At 71.8% G+C, this 13,580-nt stretch carries 13 protein-coding genes; 7 read left to right on the top strand and 6 right to left on the bottom strand.

Going from position 1 to position 13,580, the window contains the following annotated elements; translation table 11 throughout:
- Window positions 1–23: 23 nt before the first annotated feature.
- The 3 genes from ACH4D3_RS02695 to ACH4D3_RS02685 all read right to left on the bottom strand — a co-directional run bounded on the left by ACH4D3_RS02695 (window position 24) and on the right by ACH4D3_RS02685 (window position 3,153).
- On the bottom strand, window positions 24–953 hold the full coding sequence (locus ACH4D3_RS02695) for a sugar phosphate isomerase/epimerase family protein (RefSeq protein ID WP_398315594.1): 930 nt from the start codon (window positions 951–953) through the stop codon (window positions 24–26).
- Between the two features lie 287 nt (window positions 954–1,240).
- Complete coding sequence (locus ACH4D3_RS02690; protein ID WP_398315592.1) at window positions 1,241–2,794, bottom strand: alpha/beta hydrolase; 1,554 nt, start codon at window positions 2,792–2,794, stop codon at window positions 1,241–1,243.
- 185 nt (window positions 2,795–2,979) lie between these two features.
- Complete coding sequence (locus ACH4D3_RS02685) at window positions 2,980–3,153, bottom strand: WYL domain-containing protein (RefSeq protein ID WP_398315590.1); 174 nt, start codon at window positions 3,151–3,153, stop codon at window positions 2,980–2,982.
- Between the two features lie 247 nt (window positions 3,154–3,400).
- Here ACH4D3_RS02685 and ACH4D3_RS02680 point away from each other — a divergent pair, with 247 nt between their 5' ends.
- Window positions 3,401–4,048, top strand: coding sequence for a ScbR family autoregulator-binding transcription factor (locus ACH4D3_RS02680; RefSeq protein ID WP_398315588.1), 648 nt, complete (start codon window positions 3,401–3,403; stop codon window positions 4,046–4,048).
- Window positions 4,049–4,051: 3 nt separating this feature from the next.
- Here ACH4D3_RS02680 and ACH4D3_RS02675 read toward each other — a convergent pair whose 3' ends face one another.
- The 3 genes from ACH4D3_RS02675 to ACH4D3_RS02665 all read right to left on the bottom strand — a co-directional run bounded on the left by ACH4D3_RS02675 (window position 4,052) and on the right by ACH4D3_RS02665 (window position 7,340).
- Window positions 4,052–4,474 carry a hypothetical protein gene (locus tag ACH4D3_RS02675; RefSeq protein WP_398315586.1) on the bottom strand — a complete coding sequence of 141 codons (423 nt, stop codon included), beginning with the start codon at window positions 4,472–4,474 and terminating at the stop codon, window positions 4,052–4,054.
- Window positions 4,475–4,617: 143 nt separating this feature from the next.
- Entirely contained in the window at window positions 4,618–5,964 is a 1,347-nt protein-coding gene (locus tag ACH4D3_RS02670) for a cytochrome P450 (protein WP_398315584.1), read from the bottom strand.
- Between the two features lie 452 nt (window positions 5,965–6,416).
- Window positions 6,417–7,340, bottom strand: a complete 924-nt coding sequence (locus tag ACH4D3_RS02665; protein WP_398315582.1) for a LysR family transcriptional regulator — start codon at window positions 7,338–7,340, stop codon at window positions 6,417–6,419.
- Between the two features lie 129 nt (window positions 7,341–7,469).
- Between ACH4D3_RS02665 and ACH4D3_RS02660 the strand changes: the two genes are divergently transcribed.
- The 6 genes from ACH4D3_RS02660 to ACH4D3_RS02635 are packed head-to-tail and all read left to right on the top strand — an operon-like array spanning window position 7,470 to window position 13,567.
- A complete protein-coding gene (locus ACH4D3_RS02660) occupies window positions 7,470–8,471 on the top strand; it encodes a fumarylacetoacetate hydrolase family protein (RefSeq protein WP_398315580.1) in 1,002 nt (333 codons plus the stop codon).
- A complete protein-coding gene (locus ACH4D3_RS02655) occupies window positions 8,468–9,430 on the top strand; it encodes a cyclase family protein (protein WP_398315578.1) in 963 nt (320 codons plus the stop codon). The genes ACH4D3_RS02660 and ACH4D3_RS02655 overlap by 4 nt, the downstream gene beginning before the upstream one ends.
- A 47-nt stretch (window positions 9,431–9,477) precedes the next feature.
- Window positions 9,478–10,608, top strand: coding sequence for an FAD-dependent oxidoreductase (locus tag ACH4D3_RS02650; protein ID WP_398315576.1), 1,131 nt, complete (start codon window positions 9,478–9,480; stop codon window positions 10,606–10,608).
- Window positions 10,605–11,612 carry an amidohydrolase family protein gene (locus ACH4D3_RS02645; RefSeq protein ID WP_398315574.1) on the top strand — a complete coding sequence of 336 codons (1,008 nt, stop codon included), beginning with the start codon at window positions 10,605–10,607 and terminating at the stop codon, window positions 11,610–11,612. The genes ACH4D3_RS02650 and ACH4D3_RS02645 overlap by 4 nt, the downstream gene beginning before the upstream one ends.
- Window positions 11,613–11,616: 4 nt before the next feature.
- Entirely contained in the window at window positions 11,617–12,549 is a 933-nt protein-coding gene (locus tag ACH4D3_RS02640; RefSeq protein ID WP_398315572.1) for a VOC family protein, read from the top strand.
- Window positions 12,550–12,595: 46 nt separating this feature from the next.
- Window positions 12,596–13,567 carry a fumarylacetoacetate hydrolase family protein gene (locus ACH4D3_RS02635; protein WP_398315570.1) on the top strand — a complete coding sequence of 324 codons (972 nt, stop codon included), beginning with the start codon at window positions 12,596–12,598 and terminating at the stop codon, window positions 13,565–13,567.
- Window positions 13,568–13,580: the final 13 nt, after the last annotated feature.

Genomic DNA, 13,580 nt, shown 5'->3' with positions numbered 1-13,580 from the left:
CGCCGGCCGCGTCGCCCTGTCGGTCAGACGGCCGCGGCCGCGAGTACGCGCCGCAGGTAGTCCCGGTTGGTGGCCGAGACGCTCAGACCGTCGCCGCCGTAGTGCTCCACGCAGAACGCGCCGGTGTAGCCGTTCTCCAGGGCGAACCGCACGGCCTTGCGGTAGTTCATGAAGCCGGACTCGAGCGGCGCGGGCGCGGTCAGGACCGTACCGGTGGCCGGGTCCTCGCTGCGGTAGTAGTTCTTGACGTGCCAGTAGTTGGCGTGCGGCAGCGTCTTCTCGACCATCGACTCCCATGACTCGACGGGCCGTTGCATGCGCAGCAGATTGCCCAGGTCGGGGTTGAGGCCGACGTTGTCGCGGGCGATGTCGGTGAGCAGGGCGACGGCCGAGTCGGCGGTGCCGAGGTAGGTGTCCTCGTACATCTCCAGCGTCAGGGCGACGTTCACCTCGGCGGCGTGGTCGGCCAGTTCGCGCAGCCGGGTCACCGCCTTCTGCCAGGTCTCGCGGTCGCCCTCCGGGTCCCTGGGCCCGGGCACGGTCCAGAACCACAGCACTCGCTGCTGCTCGGGGGTGAGCGGCCGGTGCAGACCGAAGGAGACCACCGGTACGCCGAGTTCGGCCGCCGCGTCGATGGTGCGGTGCGAGTATGCGAGGTTGTCGTCGCCGTCGACGGGGTCGATGACGCTGCACCGGATCGCCGAGATGGCCGGCGCGACGAGCCCCGTCGCGGCCAGTGCGCCCTTCAGCTCCGCCAGCCGGCCGCCGTCCAGGTCACCGGGGCGTACCCAACTGTCGGTCAGATCCACCTCGGAGAAACCGGCGCCGGCCACCTCGCGCAGGGTCCGGGCCCATTCCTCAGGGGTCTGTTCGTGTGTGGTGCGCCCGTCGGGGAGGCGATGGGGGAACTGGAGCAGGGCCGCGGCGATCGGCCAGGTGTCCGCGCTGTACAAGGTGCATCCGCCTTTCCTATTTCCTATAGGATGCAGGGATTAGATGTACCAGTCAACAGTTCCTGCGAGACGGTTGGGACATCAGTTCCGGTGCTCGTCGCGGACCACCGCGACCACACGCCGCCCGCCCGCCGCCAGCGCTTCCGCCGTCTCCCCCGCGGACGCAGCTGCCACCGGCTTCCGGTTCAGACACCGCCAACCGCGCCGGCCTGGGCCAGCCCGCTGCTGGGACGCTTCCCTTCCGCCCAGTTCCGACGGGCCGCCCGGCGAATCCGTACGTACGGGCCTCAGGACATGCTGCCCCGGCACACCGTCCCCGCGGCCGGGGTGCGGCCCGCTCGGAGGTATGTGTCGACCGCCTCCGTGACGCAGCGGTTCTGCGGGTATGTGCCGTGGCCCTCCTCCTCGGCCGTCAGGAGCACGCCGACACCGTCGCCCAGAGCGCGGGCCATGTGGCGGGCGCCGGGAAACGGGGTGGTCGGGTCGCCGGTGCCGCCGACCACGAGGACGGGAGCCGCACCGTCGGCGCTCACCCGGGGCGTGACGCGCTCGCCGTCGAACGGCCAGTCGTAGCAGAGGTAGACACCGGTGGACCAGGCCTCGCCGAAGACGGGTGAGGCGGCTTTGATGCGGGCCTCGTCCCGGGCAAGGCGATCGAGGCCGGGGCGCAGGCTGGAGTCCGCGCAGGTGATCGCGATCTGGGCGGCGCGGATGCTGTCGTGCGCACTCGCCGGGCGGTCGGCGGAGCCGGAGTCGTCCGCGCCCTTGCTCAGCGGACCGCCGTCGTTGTGGTCGATGAGCGCGGTGAGGGCCTTGGCGAGTGGCGGCCAGCCGTCCGTGCCGAGGTCGAGATAGTCGCTGACGGTGTGCGCGAGGTCGCCGGCGTCGATGTTCCTCCCGCCGCCGGCCGGGGCGGGCTTCTTCTCCAAGCGGTCGGACAGGCGCGCCATGCGTCGCGCGGCATCCTCGGGCCCATCGCCGGTCGGACAGTGGCGGATCCGGGCCGCGCAGTGCACCGCGAACCGGTCGAACGCCGCCTGGACCGCCTTGACCTGTGACAGCTGCTTCTCGTTGAGGTCCTCGGTCGGATCGACGGGCGCTTCGAGGACGAGCCGTCCGACGTGCAACGGGTACAGGTGCGCGTAGACCGCGCCGAGCGCCGTTCCGTACGAGACGCCGAAGTAGTGCAGCCGCTCGTCGCCGAGGAGGTAGCGCATCAGGTCGAGGTCGCGCGCGGTGTGCGAGGTGCCGATGTACGGGAAGAGCGCCCCGGAGTGCTCGGCGCAGGCGTCGGCCCCGTCGAAGCCGGTGTCGTCCGCGGTCTTCCCGCAGCGCACGGGGATGGTCGCGCCGACGCCGCGCGGGTCGAAGGAGACCAGGTCGTAGCGGTCGAGGAGCGACTTGTACTGGTTGAGGAATTCGGGCAGTGTGCGCACGCCGGACACACCGGGACCGCCGAAGTTGAGAACGAGCGAGCCGATGCGCCGGGCGTTCGGGCCGGTGGCCTTGCGGCGGATCAGGGCGACGTCGATCGTCCTGCCGTCCGGTTTCCGGTAGTCGAGGGGGGTCTTCATGACGGCGCAGTCGTAGTCCGTGCGCGCGGTCGGCGGGGAGGCACAGCGGGACCAGTGGAGGTGCTGTCCGGTGGTGAGCGCGGCGGGCAGACCGGGGGGCGGGTTGTTCGCGGTGAACTCCGTGCGCGGCTGCGCACTCCCGCCGGGAGCGTCGCGCTGGAGCCAGGCGCCGACGGCCCCGATCGCGACGAGGACGACGCCGGCGATGATCAGCGCACCGGCCGAGAGGCCCGGTCTGCGGCTTCGTATCGAATGCGCGTCACTCATCGAAATCCTCGCACTCCCGCCCCTGAACGCCCGCCCCGTGCCCGCATGCCCGTGTTCGCGATCGTCCGATCGTCGAGTGAGTGCAGAGTACAAGTCGCCTCCGACAACAACACTCGCCAGCCTCATGAAGACGTTGTCCTTTCCCTTCAGCCGCGAACCATGCGTCACGAACCTTCTGCCCGGGGTCACGCCTCGTAGCGGGCGGCCAGGGTTCGTGCCGTCTCGGCGATGCGGCTGCGTAGTTCGGCCGGTGCCAGAACCTCGGCATCGGCGCCCAGCCGCAGGAAGTCCCGGTGGGCGTGGTCGATCGACTCGATGGGTACGCGGACCTCCGTCCATCCGTCGGCCGTTGGCGTCACGCCGAGGCGTCGGGCGCCCTCCGGGATGCGGAGGTCCCGCCGAACCCTCGACGGGGCCCCGTCTTCGCGCTCGCGCTGACACGGTCACTGAATATCGGGGCTGCTGCCGGCCGGCACGCCCCGGTGGACATACACGGCATCCTCTGTGAAGGGAATCTGATGGGCAGTTAGCCAGTGAGATATCATGAACGGGGGGGTAAAAACAGGCACACGGTCTGTTGAGTTCCAGCCCGGGAGAGTCCAGCCGATGGCGAGGCAGCTACGCGCCGAACGGACCCGCGCGACGATCGTCGGTGCGGCGGCCGACCTGTTCGACCGCCACGGCTACGAGTCGACCAGTCTGAGCGAGATCGTCGCCCACGCCGGGGTCACCAAGGGCGCCCTGTACTTCCACTTCGCGGCGAAGGAAGACCTCGCGCACGCCATCATGGAGATGCAGTCCCGCACCTTTCGCCGGCTGGCGAAGGACCTGGACGGGCGGGGCTACTCCTCGCTGGAGGCGCTGATGCGCCTCACGTTCGCCATGGCCCGGGTCTACGAGGAGGGGCCGGTGCTGCGGGCCGGAACGCGGCTGGCCACCGCGGGCGTACCGATACGGCCGCCCCTGCCGCACCCCTTCACCGACTGGCGGGAGATAGCCACGTCCCGGCTGCTGGACGCGGTGCGGCAGTCCGACGTGCACCCGGACATCGACGTCGACTCCGTCGCCCACACCCTGGTCTCCTCCGTCGTCGGCACGTGCGTCGTGGGCGGCGCCCTCGAACCGGCGGTACGTCAGCCCCGCCGTCTGGCCGAGATGTGGTACATCCTGATCCGGGGCATGGTCCCGGTGACCCGGCGCGCCCGCTACGTCACCCTCGCGGCCCGCCTGGAACAGGAGACGGGCACGGCCTGACGGCTAGAGCTGGGCGGAGGCGAAGCCGGTCAGCAGGACGACGGTGCCACCGATCTCACCGATGATCAGGGCGTCGCGTACACCACGCAGGCCGGTTTTCCGGTCGCGCATCTGGTTGTCGGTCCGTCTCTCGATTGCAAGCCGCACATAGTTCGAGACCGTCACGACGAACATGCCGATGACCACTGCCGCGGCGGTGGCGTTCACCGCGGACGGCCAGCCGGAGAACTGGACGAGCGGTGCCAGGACGGCCGATGTCGCGAAGCTGTACATCAGTCCGGAGATATGGGCGACGTCGACGTATCGGTGCGCTGTTCCCTCCGGGGACGACATCGACTGCTGCCATTTCCACACCCCGAGGAACAGTGACGCGAGGAAGATCACGCCGGCGGCGAAGAGGACCCAGGCGGTTTCCTGGCGGATCATGGTGTACCTCCGAATGATGCCGGAAGCTGCCCGCCTGTCGAGGTCGGGCAGCTTCCAGCGGGTAGTGACGGTGGGGCCCGCGGCCGATCAGGCGGGCTCGGTCCGCTACGCGGGCAGCGGGGCGCGGAGATTCGTCGCGCGCGTCACCTCGTGAGCCAGTTCAGGAACTGGCTCCACCGGCCGGTGCCCGCGGCCTTGCGCGCGGTGCCGGACTGTTCGGCACGCTCGCCCGCGGGTGCCCGGCCCGGGTCAGGCACCCGGTCGGGGGCCGGGAGCGGGGTGAACCGGGCCGGGAGCGCGGTGAGGCCGCGGGTGAAGGGCCCCGGGCGCCACGTCAGACTGTCCTCGGGCACGGCGGCCGCGATGTCGGGGATCCGGTTGAGGAGGTTCTCGACGGCGGCCATGGTGATCTGGCGGGCGGGGTCCTTCGAGGGGCAGGCGTGCGGCCCCGCGCTCCAGGCCAGGTGGGAACGGTTACTGCCGGACTGCCGGGCGGCGGCCAGGCTCGGGCTGTTGTTCGCCGCGGCGAAGCTCACCATGATCAGCTCCCCCGCCTCGAACTTCTGCCCGGCGAACTCCACGTCCGTGGCGGGGTAGTGGGGCGCGAGATTGGGCACCGGAGGGTTCTCCCACAGTGTGTCCTCCATCGCCTCGTCGATCAGTCCGCCCTGGCGGGCGTACTCGTCGTGGATGAGGATGCGGTGCAGGGTGTTGCCGATCAGGTTGCGCAGCGGATCGGCGCCCGCGCCCAGGATCAGCGAGAGCTGGTAGACCATCTCCTCGTCGGTCATCTTGGTCTCGTGCTGCATCAGCCACGAGGTCACGTCCTCGCCGGGGCGGCTGCGTTTGAGGACCACCAGCTCACCGACCGCACCGAAGAGGACCTCGGCGGCTCGTTCCGCGTTGACGCCGTCGAACATGCCGGAAATGCCGAACAGGATGCGGTCGCCGATGTCGGCGGGGCAGCCGAAGAGTTCGTTGAAGACGAACAGCGGGAGCTGCTTGGCGTAGTCGGCCATCAGGTCGGCGGAGCCGCGGGAGCCGAACTGGGAGATCAGGTAGTCCGAGATCTGCTCGGTGCTGCGGGCCAGCCGCCCGGTGTCGATGCGGGCCATGGCGTCGGTGATCGCCTGGCGTAGCCGCAGGTGTTCGGCGCCGTCGCTGAACATGGCGTTGGGGCGGTAGGCGAGCAGCGGGACGACGGGGCTGTCCGCCGGGATCAGGCCGTCGTTGAAGGCCTTCCAGCGGCGCGCGTCCTTTCGGAAGGTGCCGTTGTCCTGGAGCAGGCGCAGTGCTGTCGCGTAGTCGGTGACGAGGGAGGCGTCGACACCCGGGGCGAGTTCGACGGGGGCGGAGGGGCCGTACGACCGTGCGTAGTCGTAGTAGGCGTGCGGGTCGGCCGCGAAGTCGGGCCCGTACAGCGGTATTCGCGCGTCGGCGTGGGCGGGGCATCCGGGCGGGGGCACCGCGTCGGGGGTGGTGGCGTCCATGACTGCTGTTCTTACTCCTGGGGCACGGTCCCGGAGGACCGGGGGTGGGATACAGGGCAACGGCGTTGCTTCGAAGGCAGGTTACGTCGTACGGCGGGCCGTGCGGCGCACGTGGGGTGTGTGGTCGCCACCCTCACTTCCGCAGCCAGGCCGGGAACTGGGACCACTTCCCGGGGCCGCCCGCCCCGGGTTGATCCGCGCTGTGCTCGGCCTGTGCCGTCGGGCGCTGTGGAGGGACCGGCGCAGTGGGCCGCTCGGCGGCCCGGAGGGCGCCGAAGCGGACGGGAAGCGCGTTCGGAGCGCGGTGGAACGGGCCGGGGCGCCAGGTCAGCAGATCCGAGGGTGGCCTCCGCACCCGGCGCGAGCTCCGCCGGTGCCGTCGGCCCGAAGCGGCGGAGGTGGTCGTAATACGCCGCAATGGACGTCCATGTCGTCGTTGCAGAAGGGGTGCGTCAGCGTTGGCGGGGACGCTCCTGGGCCATTCGCCCGCCGACCCGGGCGGCGGTCTCGCGCAGCCAGATGTGGGCCGCGTCGTGGGTGTGCACCGGGTGCCACCACAACGCCTCGCTCAGCGGCACCGCCTCGTAGGGCGGCTCCACCACGCGTACGGCGGCGAGCGGGGCGAGGAGCCGGGCGAGGCGGGCCTGGATGAGGGCGATGCGCCGGGTTCCGCCGACCAGCAGCGGCATGATCTGGAAGCTGTCGACGGAGACCTCGACGCGGGGCTCGATACCCAGCATGCCGAGCTGGCGGACGGCCGGGGCGTCGTAGGTGCGCTGGTAGGTGACCCAGGGCAGCCGGGCCAGGTCTTCCCGGGTCAGCCGGTCGCCGACACTCGGGTGGTCGTCGGCGACGAGGAAGACCCAACGGTCCCGGTAGAGGTCGGTGGCGGGGAAGCCGCTGATGACGCCGTGCGGCATGAACAGGCCGTCGGTGGTGCTCAGCAGGGCGTCGGTGGCGTCCACCACGGTGGTCGGCGTCTGGGCGAAGCGCAGCCGGATGCCCGGAGCCTCCTGGTGCACGACCCGGGCGAGTTCGGCGCCGAAGACGGCGACCGCGTAGTCGGACGCCACGAGTTCGAACTCACGGCTCTCCTTGGCCGGGTCGAAGTCCGCCTGGCTGGCGAACAGTCGTTCCAGCAGGTCGTAGGCGGTGGACACCCGGTCGAGGAGGACCTGTCCGAGGGCGGTGAGTTCGTAGTGGCCGCCGACCCGGGCCAGCAGGTCGTCGTCGAAGTGCCGGCGCAGCCGGGAGAGTGCCGCGCTCATCGCCGGCTGGCTGAGGCCGACGCGCTGCCCGGCGCGGGTCACGTTGCGCTCTTCCAGCAGGGCGCGCAGGGCGACGACGAGGTTGAGGTCCAGGCGACCGAGATTCACGGTGCGATCCTCCTTGCTGTCCGGCGACGACCTGCGGGAATCTGCCGTATGGATGGCCGTCATCCACGGAATCGATTTCCCTGATCGCGAGTGGCGGGTCCAGATTAGTGCCACCGCAATCAGGAGGACATGTCCGTGAAACCCGAAGCCGCGTCCGCCCTCTTCGCCGGACCCTTCGCCCTGGCCACCCTTTCCGCTCCCGAGTCTCCCGCCTTCCCCGCCCTCGTCACTCCCGACGCCCAGGTGACCGACCTGCGGTCCGCCCTCGCGGACACCGGCCTGAGCGTGCGCGGACTCCTGGACGACTGGGACGCGGTGGCGCCGCGGCTGGCCGCACTGGCCGTCGACGACGCCGCCGCGCGCAGGCCACTGGCGGAGTTCCGCGTGCACGCGCCGGTCGAGCCGCGCCAGGTGTTCCAGTCGGGGGCCAACTACCGGCAGCACGTCATCGACCTGCACGTCGCGCACCGGGCCCCGGACGACGGCCGGCCGGAGGCGGAGCGGCGCGCGGAGGCCGCCGGGATCATGGACCGGCGGGCCGCCGAGGACCTGCCGTACGTGTTCATCGGCCTGCCGAGCGCGCTCACCGGCCCCTACGACGACGTCGTACTGCCGGCCTGGGCCGAGAAGCCCGACTGGGAGCTGGAGTTGGCGGCGGTGATCGGCCGGCCGGCCCACCGCGTGTCCGTCCAGGAGGCCCTGGACCACGTCGCCGGTTACACCATCGCCAACGATCTCACCGACCGCGCCACCGTCTTCCGCCGGGACATGCCGCAGATCGGCACCGACTGGCTGCGCAGCAAGAACGCCCCGGGATTCACGCCGCTCGGGCCCTGGATCGTGCCCGCCGCCTCGATCGCGAACCCGGACGACCTGCGTCTGACGCTCCGGCTCAACGGCGAGACCATGCAGGACGAGTCGACCAAGGACATGATCTTCAGCGTGGCGCGGATGGTGTCGTACGCCTCGCGGACCGCCCGGCTGCTCCCCGGCGACCTGGTGCTCACCGGCTCCCCCGCCGGCAACGGCATGCACTGGGGCCGGCTGCTGCGCGACGGCGACGTCATGGACGCCTCGATCACCGGACTCGGTGCCCAGCGCACCCGCTGTGTGGCCGAGGCGGCCCGATGACACCGGACCGCACCGACCCCGAGGGGTCCATAGCGCGCGCCGCGAAGGCGTACTCCAACTGGGGCCGCTGGGGCGAGGACGACGTGCTCGGCACGCTGAACTTCCTCGACGGGGCCAAGCGCCGCGAGGGCGCCGCACTGGTCCGGCGGGGTGTCAGCTTCTCCCTCTCCCAGCGCTTCGACATGAACGGCCCGCAGAAGGGCTGGCGCCGCCGCACCAACCCGGTGCACACCATGCTGGACACCGGCACCGACGCCGCCCTCGGCAACCAGGGCTTCCCGCACGGCATCGGCGGCGCCGACGACGTCATCGCGATGCCGTTGCAGTGCTCCACGCAGTGGGACGGGCTCGGCCACATCTTCGACCACGGCAAGGCGTGGAACGGGCGCCCGGCGGAGCGGGTCGTCACCTCCGACGGCGATCTGGTCACCGGCATCGAGCACATGGCCCCGCACGTCGCCGGACGCGGGGTGCTGCTGGACGTCGGCCGGGTCGTCGGCGAGGACGGCGAGCTGCCGGACGGGTTCGCGATCACTCGGGAGCACCTGACCGCGACCGCCGGGGCGCACGGTGTCCGGGTGGGCCGCGGCGACATCGTCCTCGTCCGCACCGGCCGGCTCGCCCGGGCGCGCCGCGAGGGCTGGGGCGACTACGCGGGCGGGCCCGCCCCCGGCCTGTCGTTCACCACGGCCGGCTGGCTGCACGGCACCGAGATCGCCGCGATCGCCACCGACACCTGGGGCTTCGAGGTCCGCCCCAACGAGTTCGAGCACGCCTTCCAGCCGCTGCACCAGGTCGCCATCCCGCACATCGGCCTGCTGATCGGCGAGATGTGGGACCTGGACGCCCTCGCCGAGGACTGCGCGGAAGACGGCGAGTACGGCTTCTGGCTCACCGCCGCGCCGCTGCCCATCACCGGCGCGGTCGGCTCACCCGTCAACCCGGTCGCGGTCAAGTAGAGCGACAGGCAGACCGCCAAGCAGACCGAAGAACAAGGGAGTTCCTCATGACTCAGCCCCGCACGGTCCTCGTCGTCGGCGGCGGCGCGGCCGGCAACGCCGTGACGATCCTGCTGCGCCGCGCCGGTCTCGCCGTCGACCTGGTCGAGGCCAAGGACGACTGGAACGCCGCCGCCGGCTCCGGCATCACCCTCCAGGGCAACGCCCTGCGCGTGCTGCGCGAACTCGGCGTCTGGGAGCAGGTGGAGGCGTCCGGATTCGGTTTCGGTTCGGTCGGCATCACCGCCCCCGACGGCACCGTCCTGCACGTCCAGGACGACCTGCGCACCGGCGGCGACGACCTGCCCGCCACCGTCGGCATGCAGCGGCCCCGGCTCCAGCGGATCCTCATCGAGGCGGTGCGGGCCGGCGGCGCCACCGTCCGCCTCGGCACCACCGCCGAGATCCTGGACCAGGACGCGGAGGGTGTCTCCGTACGTTTCAGCGACGGGACCGGGGGCCGGTACGACCTGGTGGTGGCCGCCGACGGCCTGGGTTCCGCCACCCGGGCCGCGATCGGCATCACCGACCGGCCCGAGCCGACCGGCATGGCCATCTGGCGCGTCGCCGCACCGCGCCCCGCCGGCCTGACCCGCACCGACCTCGCCTATGGCGGCCCGGCCCACATCGCGGGCTACTGCCCGACCGGCGAGACCACCCTGTACGCGTACGTCGTCGAGGCCAACCGGGACCGCGCCGGGATACCGCCCGCGTCGTACGCGGACGAGATGCGCGGCCTGACCCGGCACTACGGCGGCTTCTGGCCGGACATCACCGAGCACATCACCGACCCGGCGAGGGTGAACTACACCTGGTTCGACCGGCTGCTGGTCGAGGGCTCCTGGCACCGCGGCCGCGTGGTCCTCGTCGGTGACGCCGCCCACTGCTGCCCGCCCACCCTCGCCCAGGGCGCCGCGCTGTCCCTCGAGGACGCCTGGGTGCTCGCGCAGTTGCTGACCGGGTCCGACGAGTGGGACGACGCCCTGTTCCAGGCGTACCACGAGCGGCGGATCGCCCGGGTCCGGCCGGTCGTGGAGGCGTCGGTGCAGATCGGGCAGTGGCAGCTCGACGGGGTCCGCGACGCCGACGTGCCCGGTCTGATGGGCCGCACCATGACCATGCTCCGGGAGCTGCCGTGACCGCCGCGCACCCGCCCACCGTGGACGTGCATGCCCACGTCCTGCTTCCCGAGATCGAGGCGCTCGTCGCCGGACTGCCCGGACACACCGGGGCCCGGGCGCTGGACGCCCGCCGCAACGGCCCCGCCGCCCTCGCCGTCAGCGGCCCCATGGTCCGCGACCGCCTCCCGCGGCTGACCGACCCCTGCGTGCGCCTGGCCGCGATGGACACCCAGGGCGTCGACGTGCAACTGGTCAGCCCCTCCCCCTCGCACTACCACTACTGGGCCGGCCGGGAGACGGCCGAGAAGCTGTACCGGCTCGCCAACGAGGCCGTGGCCGCGCACTGTTCGGCCGCCCCCGAGCGGCTGCGCGGACTGGGACTGGTCCCGCTCCAGCATCCGGCGCAGGCGGTGCGCGCCCTGGACCACGCACTGGAGCAGGGCCTGGCCGGGGTGGAGCTCTCCAGCCATGCCCCTGGGCGGGAGCTGTCCGACCCGGCCTACGAGCCCCTCTGGGCCCGGGCCGGGGAGACCGGCGCGATTCTCTTCCTGCACCCCTTCGGATGCACCCTCGACGAGCGGCTGGACCAGTGGTACCTGTCCAACACCGTCGGCCAGCCCACCGAGAACGCCGTCGCCCTCTCCCACCTGGTCTTCTCCGGTGTCCTCGACCGCCACCCGGGCCTGCGGCTGATCGCGGCGCACGGCGGCGGCTACCTGCCCACCCACGTCGGCCGCTCCGACCACGCCTGGTCCGCCCGCTCCGACGCGGGCGCCGGGTGCGCGCACCCGCCCAGCAGCTACCTGAAGCGGCTGTACTTCGACTCCCTGGTCCACGACCCGCACGTGCTGCGGGAGCTGATCCGGGTGGCCGGCCCGGACCGGGTGCTGCTCGGCTCCGACTTCCCCTTCGACATGGGCACCGAGGACCCGGTCGGCGCGCTGCGCGCCGCGCGCCTGTCCGACGCCGACTTCCACGCCGTACGGGGCGGCAACGCCGCCGCCCTCCTCCGGAAGGACTGACATCATGCGCCTGCTCACCCACCTGCGGCACGTCGACCTCGCCGTGCCGGACTACGACAAGCAGCTCGACTTCTACTCCGGCGTCTGGGGCCTCACCCCGGTCGCCGAGGACTCCGGCCTCTCCTTCCTGGCCGCCGAGGGCTCCCCCGAGCAGTACGTCGTACGGCTGCGCAAGGCCGAGGAGAAACGCCTCGACCTCGTCTCCTACGGCGCGGCGAACCCGGCCGACGTCGACACCCTCGCCGAGCGGCTCCTGGCGGGCGGCGTGCGGCTGATCTCCCGGCCGGGGCGGGTCGACACCCCCGGCGGCGGATACGGCTTCCGCTTCTTCGACGTCGACGGCCGCACCATCGAGGTCTCGGCCGACGTCGAGGTCAGGCGGCACCGAAAGATCGAGGAGAAGGAGTCCGTCCCGGTCAAGCTCTCCCACGTCGTCCTCAACTCCCCCGACCTGAACCGCACCCGCGAGTGGTACGAACGCCACCTCGGCTTCGCCCTCTCCGACACACTGAGCTCGCCGCACATGGGCGAGGTCATGCACTTCATGCGGATCAGCAACCAGCACCACTCGATGGCCATCGCGCAGGGCCCGCACACCGCCCTGCACCACGTCTCCTTCGAGATGCGCGGCCTCGACGAGTACATGCGCGGCTCGGGCCGGGTCATGCGGGCGGGCTTCAGGAAGATCTGGGGTCCCGGGCGGCACCTGGCCGGGGACAACACCTTCACGTACTTCCTCGACCCGCACGGCAACACCGTCGAGTACACCACCGAGCTGGAGAACCTGGACGAGGACACCTGGCACCCGCACGTCTACGACTTCTCCCGGCCCGAGGTCACCGACCAGTGGGGCACCGCCAACCCCATGAACGAACTGGTCGCCAAGGAGTCGTTCAACGACCCCGACCGCGGCGTGTTCGTCGCCCCGCCGGTCTGATCCGCGTCCACCTCGACCGACCACCCTCCACCACGGGAGCCGGACCATGCGTTTCGCCAGCTACGAACACCGCCGCCGTCACCGCGTGGCCGTCGTGGAGGACGACGGCTCCCTCTGCCCGCTGCCCGGCGTCACCTCACTCACCGACCTGATCGCGCGGTCCGACGGACTGCCCGGACTGCTCGCCGCCGGCCGGTCCGCCCTCGACGTCCCGCCCGGCCCGCACGTGTCCCAGGTGCGGCTGCTGCCCCCGCTGCGGCCCGCGTCGGTACGGGACTTCGTCACCTTCGAGGAGCACGTCGAGGGCGTACGCCGCTCGGTCGACGGCGTCGCCGGGGTCCCCGATCAGTGGTACGCGGCGCCGACCTTCTACTTCACCAACCCGCACGCGATCCACGCCCACCGGGACGACATCCCGGTACCGCCCGGCTCGGCCGTGCTGGACTTCGAGTTGGAGGTCGGCGCGGTGATCGGGCGGGAGGGCCGTGACCTCACCCCCGAGCAGGCCCGCGACCACATCGTCGGCTACACCGTCCTCAACGACTGGTCCGCACGCGATATCCAGGGCGCGGAGATGAAGGTGGGCCTCGGTCCCTGCAAGGGCAAGGACGGCGCCACCGCCCTCGGCCCGTACCTGGTCACCGCCGACGAGCTGGAGCCGTACCGGGACGCCGACGGGTTCCTGCGCCTGGCCCTGACCGCCGAGGTCAACGGGGCGAGGGTCGGCGAGGACCTGCTGTCCAACATGAGCTGGACCTTCGAGGAGATGACCGCCTACGCCTCCCGCGGCACCCGCGTCGTCCCGGGCGACGTCCTCGGCTCGGGCACCTGCGGCAACGGCGGCTGCCTGGCCGAACTGTGGGGCCGGCGCGGAGAGCAGGACCCGCCGCCGCTGCGGCCCGGCGACACCGTCGCCCTGACCGTGCAGGGCATCGGCACCCTGACGAACACCGTCGTCCCCGGCCCGGACCCCGTACCCCTGCCGGCCGGCCGACGGCGCGGCCGGGAGCGGCCGTGAGCGCCTGACCGCG

The organism is Streptomyces sp. NPDC018026, from assembly GCF_044327745.1.
Classification (GTDB): Bacteria; Actinomycetota; Actinomycetes; order Streptomycetales; family Streptomycetaceae; genus Streptomyces; species Streptomyces rubrogriseus.
This window is presented reverse-complemented; position numbering and strand designations above follow the sequence as displayed.